The 23,541-nt window shown below is 70.3% G+C and carries 19 protein-coding genes; 5 read left to right on the top strand and 14 right to left on the bottom strand.

All coding sequences use genetic code 11. From position 1 onward, the window contains the following. Nucleotides 1-6 precede the first annotated feature (6 nt). Nucleotides 7-951: a glycoside hydrolase family 113 protein gene (locus FCG67_RS11290; protein ID WP_136909803.1), complete on the bottom strand. Its 945-nt coding sequence runs from the start codon at nt 949-951 to the stop codon at nt 7-9. Nucleotides 952-1,023: 72 nt separating this feature from the next. On the opposite strand from FCG67_RS11290, the gene FCG67_RS11285 reads away from it, so the two are divergent. After that, nucleotides 1,024-1,563, top strand: coding sequence for a PadR family transcriptional regulator (locus FCG67_RS11285; RefSeq protein WP_136909801.1), 540 nt, complete (start codon nt 1,024-1,026; stop codon nt 1,561-1,563). Here the strand turns inward: FCG67_RS11285 and FCG67_RS11280 are convergent. From FCG67_RS11280 to FCG67_RS11255, 6 genes are all read right to left on the bottom strand, one after another. Beyond that, nucleotides 1,547-2,458, bottom strand: a complete 912-nt coding sequence (locus FCG67_RS11280; protein WP_136909798.1) for a 3-methyladenine DNA glycosylase — start codon at nt 2,456-2,458, stop codon at nt 1,547-1,549. The two genes, FCG67_RS11285 and FCG67_RS11280, sit on opposite strands and share 17 nt — an antisense overlap. Further along, complete coding sequence (locus tag FCG67_RS11275) at nt 2,455-3,543, bottom strand: hemolysin family protein (protein ID WP_136909796.1); 1,089 nt, start codon at nt 3,541-3,543, stop codon at nt 2,455-2,457. Before FCG67_RS11275 ends, FCG67_RS11280 begins: the two co-directional genes overlap by 4 nt. After that, on the bottom strand, nt 3,536-4,981 hold the full coding sequence (locus FCG67_RS11270) for a hemolysin family protein (RefSeq protein WP_136909794.1): 1,446 nt from the start codon (nt 4,979-4,981) through the stop codon (nt 3,536-3,538). The genes FCG67_RS11275 and FCG67_RS11270 overlap by 8 nt, the downstream gene beginning before the upstream one ends. A 265-nt stretch (nt 4,982-5,246) precedes the next feature. Continuing rightward, nucleotides 5,247-6,683: a GMP reductase gene (gene guaB1 / locus FCG67_RS11265; RefSeq protein WP_136909792.1), complete on the bottom strand. Its 1,437-nt coding sequence runs from the start codon at nt 6,681-6,683 to the stop codon at nt 5,247-5,249. Nucleotides 6,684-6,686: 3 nt separating this feature from the next. Continuing rightward, nucleotides 6,687-7,568: a DMT family transporter gene (locus FCG67_RS11260; RefSeq protein ID WP_136909790.1), complete on the bottom strand. Its 882-nt coding sequence runs from the start codon at nt 7,566-7,568 to the stop codon at nt 6,687-6,689. Nucleotides 7,569-7,571: 3 nt separating this feature from the next. Then, the gene (locus FCG67_RS11255; RefSeq protein ID WP_136909788.1) at nt 7,572-8,924 is read right to left on the bottom strand and encodes a DEAD/DEAH box helicase; all 1,353 of its coding nucleotides are present in this window, start codon (nt 8,922-8,924) and stop codon (nt 7,572-7,574) included. Nucleotides 8,925-9,129: 205 nt separating this feature from the next. On the opposite strand from FCG67_RS11255, the gene FCG67_RS11250 reads away from it, so the two are divergent. Further along, nucleotides 9,130-9,615, top strand: coding sequence for a DUF4262 domain-containing protein (locus FCG67_RS11250; RefSeq protein WP_211243168.1), 486 nt, complete (start codon nt 9,130-9,132; stop codon nt 9,613-9,615). Between the two features lie 82 nt (nt 9,616-9,697). Here FCG67_RS11250 and gndA read toward each other — a convergent pair whose 3' ends face one another. Continuing rightward, nucleotides 9,698-11,155: an NADP-dependent phosphogluconate dehydrogenase gene (gene gndA / locus FCG67_RS11245; RefSeq protein ID WP_136909784.1), complete on the bottom strand. Its 1,458-nt coding sequence runs from the start codon at nt 11,153-11,155 to the stop codon at nt 9,698-9,700. A 168-nt stretch (nt 11,156-11,323) separates the two neighbouring features. Continuing rightward, complete coding sequence (locus tag FCG67_RS11240; RefSeq protein WP_136909782.1) at nt 11,324-13,312, bottom strand: DEAD/DEAH box helicase; 1,989 nt, start codon at nt 13,310-13,312, stop codon at nt 11,324-11,326. A gap of 495 nt (nt 13,313-13,807) precedes the next feature. Between FCG67_RS11240 and FCG67_RS11235 the strand changes: the two genes are divergently transcribed. Continuing rightward, nucleotides 13,808-14,356, top strand: a complete 549-nt coding sequence (locus FCG67_RS11235; RefSeq protein WP_136909780.1) for an OsmC family protein — start codon at nt 13,808-13,810, stop codon at nt 14,354-14,356. 18 nt (nt 14,357-14,374) lie between these two features. On the opposite strand, the gene FCG67_RS11230 is transcribed toward FCG67_RS11235, so the two are convergent. Beyond that, on the bottom strand, nt 14,375-15,319 hold the full coding sequence (locus FCG67_RS11230; RefSeq protein WP_136909778.1) for a M56 family metallopeptidase: 945 nt from the start codon (nt 15,317-15,319) through the stop codon (nt 14,375-14,377). Between the two features lie 27 nt (nt 15,320-15,346). Continuing rightward, nucleotides 15,347-15,769 carry a BlaI/MecI/CopY family transcriptional regulator gene (locus FCG67_RS11225; RefSeq protein ID WP_136909776.1) on the bottom strand — a complete coding sequence of 141 codons (423 nt, stop codon included), beginning with the start codon at nt 15,767-15,769 and terminating at the stop codon, nt 15,347-15,349. A 153-nt stretch (nt 15,770-15,922) separates the two neighbouring features. Here FCG67_RS11225 and FCG67_RS11220 point away from each other — a divergent pair, with 153 nt between their 5' ends. Continuing rightward, nucleotides 15,923-17,233, top strand: a complete 1,311-nt coding sequence (locus FCG67_RS11220; RefSeq protein WP_211243167.1) for an alpha/beta hydrolase — start codon at nt 15,923-15,925, stop codon at nt 17,231-17,233. Beyond that, nucleotides 17,230-19,791, top strand: coding sequence for a bifunctional lysylphosphatidylglycerol flippase/synthetase MprF (locus FCG67_RS11215; RefSeq protein ID WP_136909772.1), 2,562 nt, complete (start codon nt 17,230-17,232; stop codon nt 19,789-19,791). Before FCG67_RS11220 ends, FCG67_RS11215 begins: the two co-directional genes overlap by 4 nt. A gap of 113 nt (nt 19,792-19,904) precedes the next feature. Here FCG67_RS11215 and FCG67_RS11210 read toward each other — a convergent pair whose 3' ends face one another. The 3 genes from FCG67_RS11210 to FCG67_RS11200 are packed head-to-tail and all read right to left on the bottom strand — an operon-like array spanning nt 19,905 to nt 23,271. Beyond that, on the bottom strand, nt 19,905-20,777 hold the full coding sequence (locus FCG67_RS11210) for an ABC transporter ATP-binding protein (RefSeq protein WP_136909770.1): 873 nt from the start codon (nt 20,775-20,777) through the stop codon (nt 19,905-19,907). Further along, nucleotides 20,777-21,868, bottom strand: coding sequence for a FecCD family ABC transporter permease (locus FCG67_RS11205; protein ID WP_136909768.1), 1,092 nt, complete (start codon nt 21,866-21,868; stop codon nt 20,777-20,779). The genes FCG67_RS11210 and FCG67_RS11205 overlap by 1 nt, the downstream gene beginning before the upstream one ends. Beyond that, nucleotides 21,865-23,271, bottom strand: a complete 1,407-nt coding sequence (locus FCG67_RS11200; RefSeq protein WP_136909949.1) for an iron chelate uptake ABC transporter family permease subunit — start codon at nt 23,269-23,271, stop codon at nt 21,865-21,867. Before FCG67_RS11200 ends, FCG67_RS11205 begins: the two co-directional genes overlap by 4 nt. Nucleotides 23,272-23,541 lie beyond the last annotated feature (270 nt).

The following is a 23,541-nucleotide window of genomic DNA, read 5'->3' as shown; positions in this document are numbered from 1 at the left end:
TCGCAATCACGGTGTGGATCGGCCGGCGATGAGGTCGCGGACGGCGTGAAAGGCGGGCTTGGGTGTGTAGTCGTCGCGCAGGAGTCCGAAACGGCTGGTCCATTCCGCGTCGCTGTGTCCATCTCGAAGCCCGAAGAACTCGTACGCCGTGACACCCACGCCCGAATGGAGAGCGGCGTTGGCCACAGTCTCCAGGACGATGCGCTGAGTTGCCTCGTCCCGATCGGCGCCGGTCGGCCACCCCGTTTCGGTGACGTGAATCGGGGTGCTCTCGGGGACCCCGAATTCTGTTGTGACGGAACGGAAACGCTCCAGTAGATACGTGACCGAAGCGGCGAGCCGATCGTGCGGGATGGGGTGGAATACATCGGGAAAAGCATCCAAGCCGATGTAGTCGAGTGCCTCGAGGTGTTCTACGCCGACGGTGGCGGCCAGCCGCCGCCAAAAGGCCGGATCGGCCATGCCGGCCGAGTTCACCCCGATCTCGACGTCGACGCCGAGTCGCTCACGTTCCTCGAACGCGGCAGCGATGCCGGCCGCAACGGCGTCGAAGCATCCCGGGCTGCCCCCGTCCTGCGGTGCCGGCATGTTCAGCTCCTCACCGACCTGCACCTTGCCGCCGCCCCATTCGGCGACGTCTCGAACAGCTTCGCGAACAAACTCGGCGAAGCCACTCGGGTCCGGCTCCGGGCTCTGGTAGCAGGCGACCAGGTCGGTCAGACGCCCGTCTCCCGCGTACAACTCGGGGTGGCCTGGGGTTCGGGAGGTCGCCGTTCCCTGCGGTACACCGACCCCGAAGTGCCGATAGCAGCGCACATAGAACGCGGGCGCGTCACCTTGCAGGCCTCGAAGCGCCGACAGCGTCGCAGTGGGATCCTCCGGTGGGCAGTCGAGTGGTCGAAAGTCGACAAGGTCTGCCGCGACGACGCCAGGCCAGATCCCGAAAATCATGTCACCTCCATTAGCCGTATACGGCTAACCATATATGACTAGCCGTATACGGCCATTGGATAGGCTTCGGTGGTGCCCAAGAACGCGCTCGACAACCCCCTCGTGTTGCCCATTCTCGGCCTGCTGGTCGAGCAACCACGCCACGCATACGCGCTGTTCCGCGAACTCACGCGGCGCTATGAGTACCTCCGAGTGCGCAATGCGACCGTCTACACACTCCTGGACCGTCTGACCACAGAAGGCTGGGTCACAGCGGCGAGCGAGAACGACCGCGCCGCCATTGCGGTGACCGAAGCGGGTGTGGCTGCACTCGCCGAGCGGGTGCAGCAGCAACTTCGCGAAGCCGACCTGACCGGCGGACCCACCTTCGTCACCGCACTCGCGTACCTCGGGATCCTGCAGCCCGCGGAAGCCGTCACAGTTCTCGAGAAGCGGGTCGAACTCATCAGAGGCGAGGTCCGCGAACTCGAACAGGCCGCCCATGACCCGGCCGAACCCGAAGTCCACATGATCGAGGCGCAGTACTTGCTGTCGCGTCTCCGGCACGATGTCGACTGGCTTGAAGGCACCGCTCAGCGAATCGAGGCCGGAGAACTCAGCTGGACTCGCTGAACGAGGTCCGTTTCAGCAACGACCGGCAGCGGGCGAGCAGTTCTGCCCGCAGCGGTGCGGCCCGCTCCGCCAGCGCCGACTGCGCCCGCACGTAGTCCGCCCGGCCCGCCGCGGTCTCGATCGGCACGGGCTCGTAGCCGAGTGTGCTCAGGTCGTACGGGCTCGCCCGCATGTCGAGCTCCCGCGCGGACATCGCCAGCTCGAAACACCGCAGCAGCAGGTCGGAGTCGACCAGCGGCGCCAATTTGTAGCACCACTTGTAGAGATCCATGCCCGCGTGCAAGCAACCCGGCTGTTCCCGCGCCGCCTGGTCCTCGCGCCGCAATGGGGTGTCGTTGCGGCCCACCGCGTCCGGGGTGAAGAACCGGAACGCGTCGTAGTGCGTGCATCGCAGATTCATCGACTCGACCACCGCGTCGGTGCCGTCCGGCCCGAGTCGCAGCGGGGTACCCGAATGCCGGACCGCTTCTGCGCCGCCGCGGTACACCATCGCCCACTCGTGCAGGCCGAAGCAGCCGAGCTGCGCGGGCCGCTCGGTGGTGCCCGCGAGCAGGCGCTCGGTGAACTCGAGCATCGAGCGGCGCTGGGTCAGCACGCGGGGATCGGCCTCGGCGTCGTCGCCGCACCGGTGGTACCCCGAGTAGTCCCAGTACTCGCGCGCCGCGGGCCCGGTCAGTCGCACTCCCAGGCCGGGGTGCCAGCGTCGCAGCTGCGCGGGCCGCAGGCTGTAGTAGGTGAACAGGAAGTCGATCACCGGGTGCTTCTCGCCGCGCGTCTGCCGGGACAGGTGCGCCCCGATGAGGGCGTCCACCCGGTCCCGGTGCGCGTCGCGGCGGGCGGTCCACTCGTCCTGCGTGAGAACGAGTGGACCGCTCGAGAGGTCCGGCTGTGTCACGGCGTCCGTTGCCCCGGCACCGCGTCGTCGATCCGGTGGGTGCCGTCACGCACGGTACCGATGAACTCCTCCACCAGGTCCTCCAGCGCGACGATGCCGATCGTCTGCCCGGTCTCGTCGACCACCGACCCCAGATGGCTGCTCGCGCGGCGCAGCGTGCCGAGCGCCTCGTCGAGCGGGGTCTGCACCTGCACCTGCGGCAACGGTCGCACGTCCGAGCGGGGGATCACCGTGTCCGGACCCGCGTTGACGTCACCGACCTCGTCGAGGACGTCCTTGAGATGCAGGTACCCGGCCAGCGTTCCGTCGGCCAGCCGCGCGGGATAGCGGGAGTACCCGGTCTCGATCACCGCCTCCTCGACGGCACCGAGCGTGGTCCCGTTCGCGGTCAACGGCACGCTGCGCACCTTGTCGAGCGGGATCAGCACATCCGCGACGGTCCGGTCGGCGGTGTGCAGCGCCAACGTCAGCCGTCGGTGCTCCTCCTCGTCGATCAGCCCCTCGGACCGGGACTCGCCGATCATCTCGGCGAGCTCCAGCGCCGACACCGTGGTGTCCAGCTCGTTCTTCGGCTGTACCCGCATCAGCCGCAGCGACGCGTTCGCGCAGAAGTTGTAGAACGCGATGAGCGGGCGGACGAGCCGGATGAACGCCAGGTGCATGGGGACCAGCAGCATCGCGCTGCGTTCCGGCCCGGCGATGGCGATGTTCTTCGGCACCATCTCGCCGAGCAGGATGTGCAGCACCACCACCAGCGAGAGCGCGAGCGTGAACCCGATGGGGTGCAGGAACCCGGCAGGCACGCCGAGGGCATCCAACGGCGCCTCGATCAGGTGCGCGATCGCGGGCTCGCCCACCCGGCCGAGCAGGATCGAACAGATCGTGATGCCGAGCTGCGCGCCCGCCAGCATCAGCGAGAGGTTCTCGCCCGCCCTGATCACCGTGCGCGCCCGCTTCTTGCCCTGGGCCTCGAGGGCCTCGAGCCGGTCGCGTCGCGCCGAGATCAGCGCGAACTCGGCGGCCACGAAGAACGCGTTGCCCGCCAACAGGAGAACGGTCAGGGCGACCGCGAAGAGGTCACTCATCGCCGCGCTCCTTCGTCTCCGCCGAGTGATCGGTCAGTGTCTCCGCCGAGTGATCGGCAAGTGTCTCCGCCGAGTGATCGGCAAGTGTCTCCGTCGAGTGGTCGGCCAGGTCGGCGACCGGGGTCAGTACCACCCGGTCGATCCGGCGGCCGTCCATCGCGGCGACCCTGGCTATCCACCCGCCCGCCGAGCGGCCGTCGTCGTCCGGATGGGGCAGCGCCACCTGGTCGCCGACCTCGGGGATCCGGCCCAGGTGGGCCAGGACGAGGCCGCCGAGGGTGTCGTACTCGCCCTCGGGTGCCGAGTAACCGGTGGTCTGAGAGACCTCGTCGATGCGCAACAGGCCCGAGCAGATCCAGCTGTCGCCGCTGCGCTGTACCTCGATCTCCTGCTCGTCGTGCTCGTCGCGGACATCGCCGACGATCTCCTCGATCAGGTCCTCCATGGTCACCATGCCCGCGGTGCCGCCGTACTCGTCGACCACGAGCGCGACCTGCATGCCGTCGGCGCGGACTCGCTCCATCACCTCGTCGCCGTCGAGGCTCGACGGCACCACCGGGACCTTCTGTGCGAGGGTGATCAGCGGCGTGGAGGTGCGGCCGGCGGCGGGCACCGTGAACGCGTGCTTGATGTGCACGACCCCGACCGTGTCATCCAGGTCGCCGTCGACGATCGGGAACCGCGAGAAGCCCGTCCGGGACGCGGCCTCGATCAGGTCGGCGACGGTGTCCCGGAGTGCGAGGGTCTCGACCTTCACCCGCGGGGTCATCAGCTCCTCCGCGGTGAGCTCGCCGAACCTCAGCGAGCGATCGACGAGCAGCGCGGTCCCGGCGTCGAGCGCGCCGCGGCGCGCGCTGGTGCGCACCAGCGAGCCCAGTTCCTGGGGAGAGCGTGCCGAGCGCAGTTCCTCGGCGGGTTCGATGCCGAGCCGTCGGACCACCCAGTTGGCTGATCCGTTGAGCCCGTTGATGGCCCACTTGAACACCGCCGAGAACCCGGCCTGCAGGCCCGCGGTGGCGCGCGCGGTCTGCAGCGGGCGGGCGATGGCCAGGTTCTTCGGCACCAGCTCGCCGAAGATCATCGACAGCGAGGTGGCCAGCACCAGGGCCAGCGCCAGCGAGATGCCGCTGGCAACGGATTCGCTGATGTTGACGGCGGTCAACAGTGGGTCGATCAGCTTGGCCAGCACCGGCTCCGCGAGGTAGCCGGTGATCAGCGTGGTGATCGTGATGCCGAGCTGGGCGCCGGAGAGCTGGAACGAGAGCGTGCGGTGTGCGTGCTGCACCTGGCGCGAACGCCGGTCGCCGTCGCGCGCGTGGGCGTCGACGGTGCTGCGCTCGAGCGCGGTGAGCGAGAATTCCGCGGCCACGAACAGCGCGGTGCCTGCGGTCAGGGCTGCGAACCCGATGAGGCTCAAGACGGTGAGTGCGATCTCCATCAGCTATCGCCGCCGAGCGTGGGTCCGAACAGTGGGGGATGTGCGCCGGGTTTGTCGCCCGGCTCGGTAGAGGAGCCCTCCGTAGAGGTGCTCTCGTCGCCGGACTCGGTCGAGTCGACGACGGTCAGAGTGGGTGCCTCAGGCACCTTGTTCCTTCCTGTTGTGCGCAGGCTTTCCCTGCGCGTGGGCGCGTGCAGACCACGATTCTACCGGGCACGGCGGACCGTGCCCGGTAGTAGAGGTGGTGCGCCGGTGTGTCGGCTCGCTACCAGCCGGCAGGCAGCGGGCGGCCCTCGGCGAACCCGGCCGCGGACTGGACCCCGAGCAGTGCCTTCTCGTGCAGCTCCTCGACCGTGCGGGCGCCTGCGTAGGTGCAGGTGCTGCGCACGCCGGCGCAGATGTGGTCGATGAGGTCCTCGACGCCAGGGCGGTCCGGGTCCAGGCGCATGCGGGAACTCGAGATGCCCTCCTCGAAGAGTCCCTTACGGGCGCGGTCGAAGGCGCTGTCGGTGGCAGTCCTGGCCGCGACGGCGCGCTTGGACGCCATGCCGAAGCTCACCTTGTATGCGTTGCCCGCCTGGTCCATCCGCAGATCGCCTGGTGACTCGTAGGTGCCGGCGAACCAGGAACCGATCATCACGTTCGACGCGCCCGCGGCGAGGGCCAGCGCCACGTCGCGGGGGTGCCGGACGCCGCCGTCCGCCCACACGTGGGCGCCGAGTTCCCGTGCGGCCGCAGCGCACTCGGCCACCGCCGAGAACTGGGGCCTGCCGACGCCGGTCATCATCCGGGTGGTGCACATCGCGCCGGGGCCGACGCCGACCTTGATGATGTTCGCGCCCGCGGCGATGAGGTCCCTTGTGCCTGCCGCCGAGACCACGTTGCCTGCGGCAAGTGGCACACCGAGGTCGAGCGACGCGACGGCGCCGAGTGCGTCGAGCATCTTCTGCTGGTGACCGTGTGCGGTGTCCATCACGAGGACGTCCGCGCCCGCCGCGACCAGTTCCTTCGCCTTCGCGGCCACGTCGCCGTTGATGCCGACGGCCGCGGCGACACGCAGCTTGCCGTCCGCGTCCAGGGCCGGTTCGTAGATGCCCGCCCGGATCGCGCCGGTGCGGGTGAGCACGCCCGCCAGGGTGCCGTCCTCGTTGACGATGACCGCGATCGGGTCGTGCTTCGTCTCGAGCAGCTCGAAGACCTCGCGGGGGGAGGCCGTCACGGGCGCGGTGACGAAGTCGGTGATGGCGACGGAGCGGAGCCGGGCGAAGCGGTCGACGTCCGCGCACGCGGCCTCGGTGACGACGCCGATCGGCCGGTCGTTCTCGACGACGACCAGGGCGCCGTGCGCACGCTTCGGCAGCAGCGCGATCGCGTCGGAGACGGAGTCCTCGGGGCCGAGGGTGACCGGGGTGTCGGCCACCAGGTGGCGGCTCTTGACGAACGCGACGGTCTCGGTGACGGCGGAGGCCGGGATGTCCTGAGGGATGACCACGATCCCGCCGCGGCGCGCGACGGTCTCGGCCATCCGGCGCCCGGCGACCGCGGTCATGTTGGCGACGACGATCGGGATGGTGGTCCCCGATCCGTCGAGCGTGGACAGATCCACGTCGAAGCGCGAGGTGACGTCGGTGCGATTGGGCACCATGAAGACGTCGTCGTAGGTCAGGTCATAGGGCGGCTGCTGGCCGTCGAGGAAGCGCACGTCTTACGAGAGTACCGGCTGCGACGACTGGGCGTGGGTCGTCACATCGGCCTGGGATCGGGACAGCCCGACGGTGGTGACGACCATGGCGAGCACCGCGACGGCGATCAGCGCGATGCCGGGGCCGTGCACCCGTAGCCGCTCACCGAGCACCGCGAACCCGAGGAAGGCGGCCACCAACGGCTCGGCGATGGTGATGGCGGGTAGCGATGCCGAGAGGGAGCCCGCGTGGAACGCACGCTGCTGGAGGTAGAACCCGGTGAGTCCGGCGGCGATCAGGGCCCAGGTGGTCCAGTTGCCGAGCACGGCCGCCGGGCCCAGGTGCAACAGGTCGATGACGGACTTGGTCAGCGCGACCGCGACCCCATACAGCGCGCCGCTGGCGAACCCGAGCAGCAGGGCCCGCGGGCCGGGGCGGATCCGGGCCAGCGCGGCCGCGACCGCCGCGGCGACCAGTCCGAGGACCCCCGCGAGCGGGATCAGCCAGTCGGCGATCGCCGCCGAATTGTGTCCCTCGGTCGGATTCCCGACGATCAGGAACACGACGAGCGCAGCCGCCAGCGTCAATGCCATCGCCCAGGTGCGCGCGGTCATCCTGGCGCCGCTGAACCGGGCGGAGAGGGGAAGCGCGAACAGCAGCGAGGCCACGATCAGCGGCTGCACCACGAGCACCGACCCGACGCCGAGCGCGATCGCCTGGAACACGTACCCGCCGCCGTCGCCGAGTAGTCCCGCCCACCATCGCTTGCTCCGGACCAGCTCGGCGAGCAGGGCTTCGTCCTCGCCGACCCCGGCCGCCGCGCTCTGCTGGGCGACGGAGCCGCAGGCGAACAGCAGCGCACCGATCAGCGCGAACGCGACTGCCAGCAGCGGGGTTCCGGACATCGCTCAGCGCCCTCCCCGGTTGCGGTGGCCGTGCGCCCCTGCGCCGCTGCCGCGCCGCCCGCCGGAGCGAACCGTGGTCGCGCCCGGACGTCTGTCGCGGGCACCCGGTCCGGTGGCCCGTTCCTTCGGTGCCGTCGGCGCCGGTGCGGAGGGCGGGGGCACGGGGACGCCGGTGGGCTCGCGGGCGCCGGTGAGGGTGACGAGTTCGGGTGCGCCCGGGCGCACCTCGACGCCGATGACGTCCACGCCTGCCTTCGCGGTGAGCGCGGCGACCTCGGCGCGTTGGTCGTCGGTCACCAGGGTCACCACCGTCCCGGATTCGCCTGCGCGAGCTGTCCGTCCGGCGCGGTGCAGGTAGTCCTTCGCCTCGGCGGGCGGGTCGACGTGGACGACGAGGTCGATCCCGTCCACGTGGATACCGCGGGCCGCGACGTCGGTGGCGACGAGGACCGGGGTGTCGCCGTCGGCGAACGCCGCGAGGGTGCGGGTGCGGTTGCTCTGCGTCTTGTCGCCGTGCAATGCCCCCGCGACGACGCCGGCCGCCCGCAGCTCCTCGGCCACCCGGTCCACACCGTGCTTGGTGCGAACGAAGAGCAGGGTCTTGCCGCTGCGCGAGGCGATCTCGGCGAGCACAACCCACTTGTCGGCCTTGCGGACGTGGAGCAGGTGGTGCTCCATCGTGGCCACCGAGGCGCCCACCGGCGCGGTGGCGTGCGTGACGGGATCGTGCAGGTAGTCCCGGACGAGGTCGTCCACTCCACCGTCCAGGGTCGCCGAGAAGAGCAGTCGCTGACCGTCTTTCGCCGTCTGGTCGAGAAGGGTGGTGACCTGCGACAGGAACCCGAGCTCCGCCATGTGGTCGGCCTCGTCGATCGTGGTCACGCGGACGTCGGCGAGCGAGGCGGCGCCCTGGGCGATCAGGTCGGCCATCCGGCCGGGCGTCGCCACCAGCAGGTCCACTCCGCGGGCGAGCCGCTGCGCCTGTGCCTTGATGGGGAGCCCGCCGACCACGCAGGCCAGGCGCAGTCCGAGCGAGAGCGCGGACTCGTCGAGGGCCTTCTCGATCTGTGCGGCCAGTTCCCTGGTCGGCGCGAGCACGAGCCCGCGGGGGCGCCCGGGTGTGCTGGGGGCTCCCTTGAGCCGGACCAGCATCGGCAGCCCGAAGGCGAGGGTCTTGCCGGAACCGGTCGGCCCGCGCCCGAGCACGTCCCGCCCGGCCAGGATGTCGGGGATCGCGGCGGCCTGGATCGGGAACGGGGCGGTGATCTTCTCCCGGTTCAGCGACTGCACTAGAAGCGGCGGGAGGCCGAGGCCCGCGAACGTGTCTGCGGGTCCTGTGGTGGCTGGGTCGGACATGTCGCGGTTGCCTCCGAGTGTTGGGCCGCGGGGCGCCCCCGATCTCACGGAACGTCGTCGGCGCGTGCAGTGAGGTTACCGCTCCGACCCAAGGGTTCCATCATTTCTCCTGCATGCGTCCGCTATGGCATCCGCGCGGGCGCGCGGTGTCGGTGGCACGGCGCATGATCACATCGAACATACATTCGATGTCGGGAGGGTGGTCATGTGTGAGATCTGCGAGGGGATGACGCCGGAGGAGGCGCACCGGAGGATGCTGCGAACCATCGACAGATTCGGCTGGGCGCTGCAGTATGTCGAGTCCTCCGTCGACGAGCGCGGCGTCCATCCCGCCTTCTGCTACACGGTCGGGTTGACCGAGATCGGCTGTCCCGAGGTGATCGTCACCGGCCGCGCCGCGGACGAGTCGGTGGCGGTCCTTGGCGAGCTCGCCCACCGGTTGTGGCACGGCGATCGGCTCGGGCCGGGGGAGCGGCTCGAGGTCGGCGGGCTCGAGGTGTGCCTGATCCGGGCGCGCGAGTACGAGTCCTGGCTGTTGCGCGCGGTCGGGCTGTACGGGCCGGCACACGTGTCCGCGGTCCAGGCGGTCTGGGCCGACTGTCAGGGGCTGATGCCGTGGGAGGCCGAGATCAGCTCGACCATCGTGCAGCCGTTGCTGGGGCCGCCGCCCGGCGGCCGGATGGTGGCCTGACGAGTCGAGCCCGGCCTCCGGTCGGCGGACACCCTTCGGTGTGCGCCGACCGGAGGCCGGGCTCGTAGGACGTCGGCGTTTGCTACGCCTCGACCTCGCTGCGGTCGCCGCTCCAGAGCGTGTGGAACTTGCCCGGACGGTCCGTGCGCTCGTAGGTGTGCGCGCCGAAGAAGTCACGCTGCCCCTGCGTGAGCGCGGCGGGCAGGCGCTCGGCACGCAGGCCGTCGTAGTACGACAGGGAGGAGGCGAAACCGGGGACCGGGATGCCGAGCAGGGTCGCGGTCGCGACGACGCGGCGCCAGCTGTCGATGCCCGCCTCGATGGATTCCCGGAAGTACGGGGCGAGGATCAGGCTCGGCAGGGCGGGGTTCTCCTCGTACGCATCCTTGATGCGGTTGAGGAACTGCGCGCGGATGATGCAGCCGCCGCGCCAGATGGTGGCCAGGTCGGCGGGCTTGAGGTCCCAGTTGTACTCGGCGCTGCCCGCGGCGATCTGGTCGAAGCCCTGGGCGTACGCGATGATCTTCGACGCGTAGAGGGCGGCGCGGATGTCCTCGGTGAATTGCGCTGCATCGCTCGGCTTCTCGCCGAGCGCGCCGGACGCGAGGCCCGCCGCCTGGGCGGCCGCGCGCTGGGTGCGTGAGCCGGAGAGGGCGCGCGCGAAGACCGCCTCGGCGATGCCGGTGACCGGGACGCCGAGGTCGAGCGCGGACTTGACCGTCCAGCGGCCGGTGCCCTTCTGCTCGGCGGCGTCGACGATCACGTCCACGAGTGCCTGTCCGGTCTTGGCGTCCTTCTGGCGCAGCACCTCTGCGGTGATCTCGATCAGGTAGGACTCGAGGGTGCCTGCGTTCCACTCGGTGAAGACGTCCGCGATCTGGCCGGCGTCGAGGCCGAGCGCGTCACGGAAGAGGTGGTAGGCCTCGCCGATCAGCTGCATGTCGGCGTACTCGATGCCGTTGTGCACCATCTTCACGAAGTGGCCTGCGCCGTCGGGGCCGATGTGCGTGCAGCACGGGGTGCCGTCGACCTGAGCTGCCACGGACTCGAGCAGCGGTCCGAGGGACTCGTACGACTCCTTGGGGCCGCCCGGCATGATCGACGGGCCGTTCAGTGCTCCCTCCTCGCCGCCGGAGATGCCGGCGCCGACGAAGTGCAGTCCGCGGTCGCGGAGGGAGGCCTCGCGGCGGATCGTGTCCGTGTACAACGCATTGCCGCCGTCGATGATGATGTCGCCCGGCTCCATCGCCGCGGCGAGCTCCTCGATCACCGAATCGGTGGCGTCTCCCGCCTTCACCATGATCAGGACCCGGCGCGGCTTCTGCAGTGCCGCAACGAACTCTTCGACGGTCTCGGTGCGCACGAAGTCTCCGTCACCGCCGTGCTCGGCGATGAGGGCGTCGGTCTTTGCGACGCTCCGGTTGTGCAGTGCCACGGTGTGTCCGTGCCGGGCGAAGTTGCGGGCGATATTGGAGCCCATCACGGCAAGTCCGGTGACGCCGATCTGCGCGCGGGCGGTCGTGCTGCTGTTCTCGGTCATGCCGTACACCTTCCCTTGCTGGGCCCGCGAAGAAAAGCGCGGGGTCCCGATACCTGTCGACGGGGGCGGGTGCCGTCCGTCGCGTGCCCGGATAGCCGAGACGCCACCGACCGCGTATGCGGTCGGTGGCGTCTGGGTGTCTATGTCGAACGCGTGGGCGTCCAGCGATCAGCGATCGCCCCGGGGTCCTTCGAATCCGTCGTACGAGCGGCGCTCGGTCCGGCTGCGGAAGCCGCCGGAACGCGAGGAATCGCCGCTGCGCTGGGGGCGATCCCCATAGCTGCGCTCACCGTTGCCGGAGTCGCGGTTCGGGCGGTCGCCGTACGGGCGGTCGCCCTGCGGGCGGTCCCCGTAGGGACGGCTGCCGTGCGAACGCTGGTGGCCGCCCTCGGAGCGGTTGCCCTGGTAGCCGCCTTCGGTGCGGGGTCGGCTGCCCTGGTAGCCGCCGCCGTCGCGCTGCGGGCGGTTGCCCTGGTAGCCGCCCTCGCTGCGCTGGGGACGGTCGTTGAACTTGCGCTCGCCCTGGTAGCCGCCCTCGGAGCGGTTGCCCTGGTAGCCGCCTTCGGTGCGGGGTCGGCTGCCCTGGTAGCCGCCGCCGTCGCGCTGCGGGCGGTTGCCCTGGTAGCCGCCCTCGGTGCGGGGTCGGCTGCCCTGGTAGCCACCTTCGGAGCGGTTGCCCTGGTAGCCGCCTTCGGTGCGGGGTCGGCTGCCCTGGTAGCCGCCGCCGTCGCGCTGCGGGCGGTTGCCCTGGTAGCCGCCCTCGGACCGGTTGCCCTGGTAGCCACCCTCGGTGCGGGGACGGCTGCCCTGGTAGCCGCCACCCTCACGGCGGGGTCGGCTGCCCTGGTAGCCACCCTCACGACGGGGCCGGTCGCCGAACCGATCGCTCTTGAAGTGCTGTTCGCGGACCGGCTCGCCGCTCGGCGCCTTGGCGCCGGTGATGGTGGCCAGCTCCTCGGACCCGGGTGCGACGTTCACCGCGGTGGCGTCCACCCCCGCCATCCCGGTCAGCTTGCGGACCAGGCGGCGCTGGTTCGGCAGCACGATCGCGACGACCGTGCCCTTCTCGCCCGCGCGGGCGGTCCGGCCTGCGCGGTGCAGGTAGTCCTTGTGATCGGCGGGCGGATCGACGTGCACGACCAGGTCGATGCCGTCGACGTGGATGCCGCGGGCCGCGACGTCGGTGGCGACCAGCACCGGGGTGCGGCCGCTCTTGAAACGCTCGAGGACGCGGGTGCGCTGGTTCTGGGCCTTGCCGCCGTGCAGCGACTCGGCCGGGATGCCAACCGCGCGAAGACGATCGGTGATGCCCTCGCAGCCGAGCTTGGTCCGGGCGAACATGATGGTGCGGCCGTCGCGGGCGCCGATCTCGGCGAGGACGACGTCCTTCTGTCCGCGATCGACGAGGAGCACGTAGTGCTCCATGGTGTCGACGCTGGCCTTGCCGTCCTCCGTCGAGTGCGTCACGTGATCGGCCAGGAACTGGCGGACCAGCGACTGCACCTCGCGGTCGAGGGTCGCGGAGAACAGCAGGCGCTGACCGTCGGGCCGGGTCTCGCCGAGGATCGAGCGGACCTCGGGCAGGAAGCCCATGTCGGCCATCTGGTCGGCCTCGTCGAGCGCGGTGATCTCGACCTGGTCGAGGATGCAGGTGCCCTGCCGCAGGTGGTCGCCGAGGCGGCCGGGGGTGGCGACGAGGATGTCGACGCCGCGGCGCAGCTGCTCGACCTGCTTGGTGAACGGCATGCCGCCGACCGCGGCGAGCACGCGCACGCCGACCGAGGACGCGTACGGGTAGAGCGAGTCGACGACCTGGATCGCGAGCTCGCGGGTCGGCACCAGGACCAGGGCACGCGGCCGCTTGGCCGCGGGACGGTCCTCGTGCTGCGCGAGCCGGGCCAGCATCGGCAGGCCGAAGGCGAGGGTCTTGCCGGAACCGGTCTGGGCGCGGCCGAGGACGTTCCTGCCCGCGATCGCGTCGGGCACGGACATCGCCTGGATCGGCGACGGTACGGTGATGCCGTTCTTGGCGAGGGCGGCGACCACGGGTGCGGGCAGGCCGATCTCGGCAAAGGTGATGGTGGGAGTCTCCTCGGCGGGCGAGGGGGACTCGAGCGGCGCCAGTTCCTCGGGGGAAACAGGGGCAGCAGAAGACATGTGGACAGCGTCGGTCACGCGGATACCTCTCCGGACGTCGGGCGCGTCGCGGAGCGCGAGCTGTCATGCAGCACGCAAAGAGACGAGCCAGGGCACATTTTCGCCTGGCCTTTCCCGGTGACATTACGGCCGGGGGCGGGGCTGGGTGCCTGAACAATCAATTGATGGACCGCGATTGCGGCCGTCGTTCAGTGTACGCGAGGCGCAGGAAAACCACACGTCAGCAGGGTTGTGACGTGGGCAACTGCCGGTAGGACGGCCGTTGAGGTGCGCGGAGTCCCTGTGCACCACCGGGATTCACCGGTTAGCATCGCCTCGTGACCGACACCCACGTGACCGATGCGGCTATGGCCCTCGTCCGTCGTCGGCACATCGATCTTGCGCTGGTGTGTGCCGCCGCTTGTCGCGGCTTCTGATCCGACCTGAACCGCGACCGTCGCTCGCGGAGTCGAATCCTGCGACGTTCACCCACATCCTGCGCAAGGAGCCCTTTCCATGTCCACGATCAATGCTGTGCTCACGACCCCGAACCCCGATGTCGCGACCTCACACCTGGGCGGCATCATCCGCGCGACCACCGACGCCGTCAGCAAGGATCGCGCCAACGCCAGGGTCCGGTTCACGGCGAACGCGACGGCGCACGACGCGGTCGCCAGCACAGTCCGAGCCGGCAAGCACTCCGTCGAGGTGGACGAGCCGCCCGCGCTCGGCGGCGGATCCACCGCGCCCAATCCTGTCGAGTACCACCTGGCGGCGCTGCTGTCCTGCCAGGTGGTGACCTATCGGTTCTGGGCGGACAAGCTCGGCCTCGAGATCGAGGACATCACCGCCACGGCGGAGGGAGACCTCGACGTGCAGGGATTCTTCGGCCTCGACGAGGCGGTTCGCCCCGGATTCGGCGAGGTGCGGGTCACCGTCACACTCACCGGACCGGAGAGCGCCGAGCGGTACGCGGAGCTGCAGGAGGTGGTGGACGAACACTGCCCGGTGCTGGACCTGACCCGCAATCCGACCCCGGTGCGGACCGTGCTCCAGGTCGCCTGACGCGGCGACGGGTCGGGCTCAGCCCCGGAAAAGGCGGCTGAGCTCGACCAGCCAGGGCACCGCGACGGCGATCGTCGGCACCACGAGGATGGCCACCGACGCGAGATAGGCGGCGGCCGCGAGCTGCAAGTCGTTCCCTTCGCCCCCGAGTCGCTTGATCCGGGTCAGGGTGTGTGGACCGCCTGCCGCCATGGCGCCGACGGGGGCGCTGGAACCCGAGCAGGCGACGAGCGCGCGGGCAAGGGGAGTGGGCCCGGTGACCTTGAGGGCCGAGTCGTCGGCGAGCATCTCGACGAGTAGCTGTACGCAGCCGAGCGCGGACTTGCTGCGGACCACCCGGGGGAAGGCCTCGTTCACCGCGGTGAACGCCTCGAGCACCAGGTCGTGCCTGGCACGCAGGTGGGAGCGCTCGTGCATCAGGATCGCCGTGATCTCCTCCCGCTGGAGGTTCGCCAGGGTGCCCTCGCTCAGCACCACCCGTTGGCGCAGGCCGGGCAGGCAGTAGGCGATCGGTTCCGAGGCGCTGAGCACCCGGAGGTTCGAGTTGCGTCCACGCTGCGGGTCGCGCTGATCGAGGAGGTCGACGAGCATCCGGTGCCGGGCGCGGCGCCTGCGCGTGCGCACACCGACCGAGGCGATGGAGAACACCAGCTTCGCGCCGATCAGGAGGGTGAGCGCGAGCACCACCACATAGGCGATCCACAGCGGGAGCCCGAGCGCGTCGATCTCGGCGGTCGGCGCGGTGGTCGGCCTGCCGTCCGGTCCGGGTACGAGCAGCTCCGTCGCGATCGCAAGTCCAGAACTGAACGCCGACAACACGGCCGCGAGTGCGATGGCCTGCCACAGCACCAGTGCCGCCCTAGGCGCCCGATACGGCCAGGTCGCCCGGGAGAGGAGGGCTGGCACCGGCCCTGCAAGCAACAATGCGAGCAGCGCGAAGGCCAGTGCGGTGGTGGGGTTCATTGCCCACCCATCATCCACATTGTGGGGTCAGCTGGCGCGATCGGTCCCCGGATCGACGCTCCGGAGGGTGGGTTTGGACGCCTCCGACGCCTCGAGCGCGGCGAGAGCCTCACGCAGTGCGGCCGCCTCGTCGGCGCCCACCTGCCCGACGAAATGCACCAGTGCGGCGACCCGTCCGTCGGACTCGTCCGCCTGCTGCAGTGCGTCGACCATGAGGCTCGCGACGAGCTCGTCGCGGCCATGTACGGGCACGTAGCGGTGCGCACGATCGTCGCGCTGCTGAATCACCAGGTTCTTCTTCGCGAGACGCTGCAGGACCGTCATCACGGTCGTGTACGCCAGCTCGCGGCGCGTGGCGAGAGCTTCGTGCACCTGTCGCACGGTCTGCGGTTCGGAACTGGACCAGAGGTGGTCCATGACTGCGCGCTCGAGTTCCCCAAGTCCTGCCATAGGAACAGTGTACGGACTGTCCGACGCAGATGCGTACTACTACTCGTAGTACGAAATCCCCGGATCCGTGCTATGTGTGGATGGGCTCGTTTCGGTACCGGCCCGAGGGCGCCGGAGGGAATAGTCTGCTGTCACCCGTCGAGAGGCGTACCCGTGGATTGGCTGCTTCGCTGGTCACTGACCTCCGGCCCGCTACCGTGGTTCATCGCGGCCCTCGGCGCGGTCGGCGGGCTCTGGCTGCTGCTGGCCCCGACCACGGACCCACGTCGGTACCGGCAGCGGGCCATCCCGCTCGCCGCGGCGGTCGCGCTCGGGTGCACCGCCCTCCTCTGGGTGGTCGTCGAGAAGTGGTGGCGGCCGTTCCCGGATCCGATCGAGACCGAGATCTATGTCTGGATCGGCCTCGGGATCCTCGCGGTGGCGCTGCTGGTGGCGCGGCTGCTACTCGACCGGCGGGTGTGGCGGGCGGTGGTCTCCGTGCTCGCGACGGTTGCCGTGGCCGCGGCGGCAGGCGCGCAGATCAACCTGGTCTTCGCCGCGTATCCGACGGTGCGCGATGTCCTCGGCCTCCCGAACCCCAACGAGATCGCCTTCGGTGAGGTCCCGCCGCCCACGCCCGACCCGATCACCGGTGTCCCGCTCGAGTCGGTGTGGCGGCCACCTGCCGACCTGCCCACCGAGGGCAGGGTCACCACCGTGTCCATACCCGGCGTCGCGTCGGGCTTCGGGGCGCGGGACGCGCAGATCTATCTCCCGCCCGCCTACTTCGCCGACCCCCGGCCCGAGCTGCCGGTCCTCGTCCTGCTCGCCGGGCAGCCGGGTTCGCCTGCGGACTGGTTCAACGGGGGACGGCTGGCGCAGACGATGGACGACTTCGCCGCCAAGCACGGTGGCCTGGCCCCGGTCGTTGTCGTCGCCGACGGCACCGGGTCCCAACTCGCCAACCCGCTCTGCCTCGACTCGAAACTCGGCAATGTGGCGACCTACCTCGCCGAGGACGTGCCCGACTGGGTGAAGTCGCACCTCGAGGTGAACCGTGACCCGCGGACCTGGGCGATCGGCGGCCTGTCCTACGGCGGCACCTGTTCACTGCAGATGGCCACCAATCATCCGGACCTGTATCCGACGTTCCTCGACCTGTCGGGTCAGGAGGAGCCGACGCTCGGGGGCCGGGCCCGCACGGTCGACGAGGCATTCGGCGGTGATGCGTCGAAGTTCGCGGCGGTGAACCCGATGGACCTGATGGCCGCGCGCACCTACCCCGACACGGCAGGCGTGTTCGTCGTCGGCAGCGACGACGGCGAGTATCGGCCGGGGGCCGAGCGGGTGTACCAGGCGGCCAAGGCCGCGGGGATGGACGTGCAGTACGTGGAACTGCCGGGGGGACACAGCTTTGCGGTGTGGTCGGCCGGGCTCGAACGCGAGCTCGGGTGGTTGGCGACGAGGATGGGGCTGATTTCGTGACTCAGGCGACGGCGACGGCGGCCACCCGACAGACCCGCAGGCTCCTCGAGTTGGCCAGGTCCGGGGCGTCCGGCGCGCCGGTCAGCATCGGGCTACTGGTCCTGATCTGGGTCCTCGGCGCGGCGACCGGCAGCCTGCTGTCCGGGCCGTCGCGGTACGTGGACCGTCATTTTGCGGCGGGGATCGGGGCGTTCGAGGACGGTCGGCTCTGGACGGCGCTCACCGCCGGGCTCTGGGCACCGGGCCTGGCCGGGTATCTGGTCGCGACGGTGCTGGTCCTGCTGGTGGCCGCCCCGATCGAGCACCGGATCGGCTCGGGCCGCTTCGCGGTGGCGGCGGCGAGCACCCAGGTGCTGGGCACGCTGCTGGGGATCGGGGTGGCCGCGCTGGTGAAACTGGTCGACGAGGGGTGGGGCTTCCGGTTGCACATCGGGGCCGCGGTCGGCCCGACGACGTGGATCGTCGGCGTTGCCATGGTGGCGAGTTCGCGGATGGACACGCTGTGGCGGCGGCGGACCCGGGTGGGGCTGCTCGCGCTGCTGATCACCCTCGCACTGTTCGGCGGGCACCTCGAGGACATCATCCGGCTCGCCGCGGCGGTGGTGGGGCTTGTCCTCGGTCCCTGGATCGTCGGTCGGTCGGCGCGCGGGGCTCGGCTCGCGGGGACCCGTCGCGAGGGCCGGGTGCTCGTCGCGATCGTGGTCGCGGCCGGCGCGCTCGGCCCTGCGCTGGCGGCCCTCTCGCCCAACGCTGTCGGACCGCTGGCCGTGCTGCGCGAACTGTTCCGCGGGGTGCCATGGACACCGGACGAGGTGCGGGCCATCTGTGCGGGCGCGTCGAACAGCGAGGCGTGCAGGCGCGGGTTGCTGGGGTTGCGACTGGGTGGGGTCGGGCCGACCCTGTTGAGCCTGATGCCCTCGATCTTCCTGTTGGTGCTCGCGGACGGCCTGCGCCGGGGCAGGCGGTTCGCGTGGATCGCGGCGGTGGTCGTGCACGCGATCCTGCTCGCGCTGTCGGTGGCGAACTATGTCGTCCGGTTCATCGAATCGGTCGGCGAGGATTCGCTCTTCTACGGCCTCGACTCGCCGAACCTGTACCGGACCATCACGCCGTTTCTGACGCCGCTCGCCATCCTCGTGGTGCTGCTGCTGACCCGGCGGTTCTTCGATGTCGCCGCGCCGAAGGGCACGTATCGCCGGATGTGGACGATCCTGCTGGCCGTCGCCGCGGGGCTCGGCATCGTGTATGTCGTCGGTGGGCTGCTGGCGCGCAAGGGGTTCGACCGGGATCCGGGGCTCGCGGGTCTGCTCGCCGATTACCCGCAACGCCTGATCCCCCCGGTCTACCTGCAGTGGCTGGACCCGCGCCTGCTGCCCGACAGCGCCGCCACGACGCTGCTGTTCGAGTGGACCGGCGTGGTGTTCTGGGTGGTCGCCTGCGTGGCGACGCTGGCCACGTTCCTCAAGCCGGCCTACGGCGCCGAGACCGAGGACACCGAACGGGCCCGGAAGCTGTTGTGCGCCAGCGGTGGCAGCCCGCTGTCCTGGATGACGACCTGGCGTGGCAACAAGTACTGGTTCAGTCCGGACGGGACGAGCTACGTGGCATACCGGGTGATCGCGGGCGTCGCGCTGACCACCGGCGATCCCGTCGGTCCGCCGGAACGGTTGCGGGTGAACGTGACCGACTTCGCGGAGTTCACCTCCGGAAGCGGGTGGATTCCGTGCTTCTACTCGGTGACCGGAGAGCTGCGGGAGGTGACCGACTCGATGGGGTGGTCCGGAATCCAGGTCGCGGAGGAGACGGTGCTCCGGCTCGACGATCTCGCGTTCACCGGCAAGAAGTTCCAGGACGTGCGCACCGCGGTGAACCGGGCCAAGAAGGACGGGATCAGCGCCGAGTGGATCTCGTTCCCCGACGCCCCGCTGGCGATCACCGATCAGATCACCGCCATCTCGGAGGAGTGGGTGGCGGACAAGGGGATGCCGGAGATGGGCTTCACGCTCGGCGGCCTCGAGGAGATCGACGACCCGCAGGTGCGGTGCCTGGTCGCCGTGGATGCCGAGCGCACCGTGCACGGGGTCACCTCGTGGATGCCCGTCTACCGGGACGGCCGGGTTGTCGGTTGGACCCTCGATTTCATGCGCCGCCGGTCCGAGGGCTTCCGGCCCGCGATGGAGTTCCTGATCGCGTCCGCGGCGATGCTCCTCAAGGAGGAGGGCGCCGAGTTCGTCAGCCTGTCCGGAGCGCCGCTGGCGAAGGTCGTCTCGCCGGAGGCAGCGGCCGATACCGAGGAGGACCTCGAGCGGTCCACGCTGTCGACGGTGCTCGACCGTCTCCTCGACGTGCTCGGCAAGACCCTGGAGCCGGTGTACGGGTTCCGGTCCCTGCTGGCCTTCAAATCGAAGTTCCAGCCCGAGTACGTGCCGATGCACATGACGTTCGCCGATCCCGCGGCGCTGCCGAGCATCGGCAACGCCATCGGCCGGGCCTACCTGCCGGAGGTCTCGATCGGCCAGGGAGTTCGCCTGGTGCGCACCATGATCGGCGGCCGCTAGCGACTGCTTGCAGGTCGCTCGAAAGTGCCTGCCGCTAGCGACTGCTTGCAGGTCGCTCGAAAGTGCCTGCCGCTAGCGACTGCTTGCAGGTCGCTCGAGAGTGGCAGCCTGACTCACGCCGAGCCGACGCCCACCGTGTCGGCCGCGGCCACCGGCCCGCCGATCGACCCGTACACGTGCCGGGTCCCGATGGGCACGATCAGCGGTCGGTCGGAGACGGGGTCCTCGATGACGCGGGCCTCGAGCCCGAACACCTCCAACAGCAGCTCCTCCGAGATGACCTCGGTCGGGGTGCCGGACGCGACGACCGCGCCCTCGGACATGACGATCAGGCGGTCGCTGTACCGGATGGCGAGGTTCAGGTCGTGCAGCACCATCACCACCGTGCGTCCGAGTTCCTCGTGCATCCGGTCCACCAGGTCGAGGACCTCGACCGAATGCGCCAGATCCAGGTACGTGGTCGGCTCGTCGAGCAGCAGGATGTCGGTGCCCTGGGCGAGCGCCATCGAGATCCAGGCGCGCTGGCGCTGCCCGCCGGAGAGCTGGTCGACGGGTCGGTCCGCGAGTTCGGACACCCCGGTCAGGGCCAGCGCCCTTGCCACCTCGCCCTCGTCATCGGCCGACCACTGTCGGATCCAGGACTGGTGCGGGTGCCGTCCGCGGGCGACCAGGTCGGCCACGGTCAGTCCCTCGGGGGCGACAGGTGCCTGCGGCAGCATGCCCAGCGTGCGCGCGACGTCCTTGGTCTTGAGGGTGGAGATGGCCTTGCCGTCGAGCAGCACCTGGCCGGACTTCGGCTTGAGCAGTCGGCCGAGAGAGCGGAGCAGGGTGGACTTGCCGCAGCCGTTCGGCCCGATGACCGTCGTCACCACGCCAGTCGGGATCTCGAGGTCGAGCCCGTCGACGATGATGCGGTCGCCGTAGCCGACGGTGAGGGCCTCGGCCGCGAGCCGGGGCACGGTGTGCTCGGTGGTGAGCTCGCTCATCAGACCGACACCTTTCGATTGTTGCGGACGAGCAAGTACAGCAGGAACGGTCCGCCGAGGGCCGAGGTCACGATGCCGACGGGGAGTTCGACGGGGAGGATCGTGCGTGCGATGACGTCGCTGCCGACCACCAGAACGGCCCCGATCAGGCCGGAGGCCAGGATCGGCGGTCCCGCGGTCCGCAGCATCCGGAGTGCGAGCTGCGGAGCGCACAGCGCGACGAACCCGATCGGGCCGACGGCGGCCGTCGCGATGGAGGCGAGCGCCACCGCGGCCAGCAGCAGGGTGGCCTGACCGGCCTGGAGGCGGACGCCGAGCGAGCGCGCGTTGTCGTCGCCGAGACGCAGCGCGCCCAGGGTGAACGAGGAGATCAGCGCGATGGTGCCGACCACCGCGACGCCGATCGCGACGGGCCAGACCTGCGCCCAGTCGCTGCCGTTGAGGGAGCCGTTCAGCCAGACCTGCGCGCGGGCGACGTCGTTGATGTCGGCGGAGATCAGCATCCACTGGATCGCGGCGATCAGCATGGCGTTGAACCCGATGCCGATCAGCACCACCCGGTAGCCCTGGACTCCGCCGCGCCACGCGAGCGCGTAGATGATGACGGCAGTCGCGATGCCGCCGATCAGCGCCGCGATCGGGATGCCGAGCACCGCGAGCAGTCCCACGAAGCTGCCGCCGCCCGCCAGCACGATGAGGGCCACGGCGGCCGCGCTCGCCCCGGCGGTGATACCCAACAGGTCCGGGCTGGCCAGGGGATTGCGCAGGATGGACTGGGTGATCGCGCCGGAGATGCCGAGCGCGAGCCCGGTGAGCAGCGCGGTGAGGGCGCGCGGCAGGCGCAGGTCCATCACAATGAACCGCTCGACCTTGGTGCCGCCGCCGAAGAGGATCTCGGCGACGGTCGGCACCGAGATTGCGAAGTCGCCGCGGCCGATGTTGATGCACAGCAGCAGGAACGCGGCGAGCAGCAGGCCGGCGGTGATCGCGACCATGGTGGTGCGGCGGACCAGGGAGACCGGCCCGACCCGGAACCCAGGGCGCGACGGCACGGTGGTGGGGAGTTCGACCTTGTCGTCGATCAGGCTCACAGCGACACCAGCTTTCTGCGCCGGACGAGCGCGACGAAGAACGGTGCACCGAAGAGCGCCAACACGATGCCCACCTGGAGTTCGCCGGGGCGGACCACGACGCGGCCGATCACGTCCGCGAGCAGGACCATGATCGCCCCGATGATGCCGGCATAGGGCACCAGCCAGCGGTAGTCCGGTCCGGTGATCGACCGGGCGACATGGGGTACCACCAGTCCGACGAAGGCGATCGGGCCACAGGCGGCGGTGGCGGCGCCGGTGAGCAGGGTGATCGCGATGATGCCGATCGTCCGGCTCAACACGATGTTGGTGCCGAGGCCGCGGGCGACGTCGTCGCCGAGGCTGAGCACGTTCAGGCTCGGGGTGCTCGCCATCGCGATCAGCGCGCCGATGACCAGGAACGGCAGCACCTGCCAGAGCACCTCCGGTCCGCGCCCGGCGATGGAGCCGACGACCCAGAACCGGTAGCCGTCGAGGCTGGTCTGGTCGAGCAGGATGACGGTGTTCGTCATGGCGCTGAGGAACATCGCCACTGCGGCACCGGCGAGCGCGAGGCTCAGTGGGCTCGATCTGCCGTTGCCGATCGACGAGATGCCGAATACGACGATGCTCGCGGCGAGGGACCCGGCGAAGGCGAACCAGAGGTACTCGTTCGGTCCGGCCAGCCCGAACATGTAGATCGAGAGCACCACGAAGAACGCGGCGCCGCCGTTGAGGCCGAGCAGGCCCGCGTCGGCGAGCGGGTTACGGGTGTGGCCCTGGATGAGCGCGCCCGCGATGCCGAGCGCGATGCCGACGGCGATCCCGAGGGCCGTGCGCGGCACGCGCAGGGTCCGCACCACCAGGTCGGTGTCGAGCCCGGTCGGGGTGAACAGCGCGTGGAAGATCTCGGCGAAGGTCATCGGCCGGGCGCCGACGGCGACGCTGGCGAGCGCGGCCGCCGCGAGCAGCAGCACCAGGAGGGCGAGTCCGAGCAGTCGGCGCTTGCGGATCGCGGCCATCGAGGTGTCGCGGCGGATCGGGGTGAAACCCTCCGCGACCGCGGTCTTGAGCCGGACGACCTCGGAGCCGGTGCGGGGGAGCAGGGCCCGGCGGGTGCCCAGCGGCTGACCGGACTCGGCGTCCCGGGTGACGAGGCCCAGCCAGCCCTTGCCGACGCTCTGGCCCGTGGCGCCTTCCCTGCTGCCGCGGTTCCAGACGAGCAGGGCGGCGGCGGTGATCAGCGCGACGCCGCCGAAGACCGCGCGATCCATCTGGCCGCCGCCGTTGTCGTCGCGCAGGGAGTCGACGATGAACCAGCCGATGACCAGGGGGAGGGCGACCACGCCGAGGTCCGCGAGGGTGGCGAGCAGCCGGCGTTGCAGCGGTGCCGGACCGGTCGGGACCTCCAGCGAACCGTAGATCTCGGTCGGGTGGGTCCCCCGGGTCTCGGTCGGCCCGGGGCGAGCGGCGACCGAACCGGGTGTGGGGGTGGACGTCACGGTCGGGGGCTCCTGATCGGCGAGGCGCAAGCTTGCGAGATTAGGTTACGGAACCCTATCCCCGGCCGGGGGTCCGGCTCCCGCTCGCCCGCAAGTAATGGTTAGGCTAACCTACATTCGCGGTCGACCCGCAAGCGGTCGCCCTGTAGTTGATCTCGACGAGATGTCCGAATGTCGCCGACCCAGGAGTGA

This window comes from Rhodococcus oryzae (assembly GCF_005049235.1).
Lineage (GTDB): Bacteria > Actinomycetota > Actinomycetes > Mycobacteriales > Mycobacteriaceae > Rhodococcus_G > Rhodococcus_G oryzae.
This window is presented reverse-complemented; position numbering and strand designations above follow the sequence as displayed.

What these genes read in the sequence shown, in the direction of transcription:
- FCG67_RS11290 (WP_136909803.1), bottom strand. Translation starts at nt 951, where the DNA reads ATGATTTTCGGGATCTGGCCTGGCGTCGTCGCGGCAGACCTTGTCGAC.
- FCG67_RS11275 (WP_136909796.1), bottom strand. Translation starts at nt 3,543, where the DNA reads ATGAGTGACCTCTTCGCGGTCGCCCTGACCGTTCTCCTGTTGGCGGGC.
- FCG67_RS11270 (WP_136909794.1), bottom strand. Translation starts at nt 4,981, where the DNA reads ATGGAGATCGCACTCACCGTCTTGAGCCTCATCGGGTTCGCAGCCCTG.
- FCG67_RS11260 (WP_136909790.1), bottom strand. Translation starts at nt 7,568, where the DNA reads ATGTCCGGAACCCCGCTGCTGGCAGTCGCGTTCGCGCTGATCGGTGCG.
- FCG67_RS11255 (WP_136909788.1), bottom strand. Translation starts at nt 8,924, where the DNA reads ATGTCCGACCCAGCCACCACAGGACCCGCAGACACGTTCGCGGGCCTC.
- FCG67_RS11250 (WP_211243168.1), top strand. Translation starts at nt 9,130, where the DNA reads ATGTGTGAGATCTGCGAGGGGATGACGCCGGAGGAGGCGCACCGGAGG.
- gndA (WP_136909784.1), bottom strand. Translation starts at nt 11,155, where the DNA reads ATGACCGAGAACAGCAGCACGACCGCCCGCGCGCAGATCGGCGTCACC.
- FCG67_RS11240 (WP_136909782.1), bottom strand. Translation starts at nt 13,312, where the DNA reads ATGTCTTCTGCTGCCCCTGTTTCCCCCGAGGAACTGGCGCCGCTCGAG.
- FCG67_RS11235 (WP_136909780.1), top strand. Translation starts at nt 13,808, where the DNA reads ATGTCCACGATCAATGCTGTGCTCACGACCCCGAACCCCGATGTCGCG.
- FCG67_RS11230 (WP_136909778.1), bottom strand. Translation starts at nt 15,319, where the DNA reads ATGAACCCCACCACCGCACTGGCCTTCGCGCTGCTCGCATTGTTGCTT.
- FCG67_RS11225 (WP_136909776.1), bottom strand. Translation starts at nt 15,769, where the DNA reads ATGGCAGGACTTGGGGAACTCGAGCGCGCAGTCATGGACCACCTCTGG.
- FCG67_RS11210 (WP_136909770.1), bottom strand. Translation starts at nt 20,777, where the DNA reads ATGAGCGAGCTCACCACCGAGCACACCGTGCCCCGGCTCGCGGCCGAG.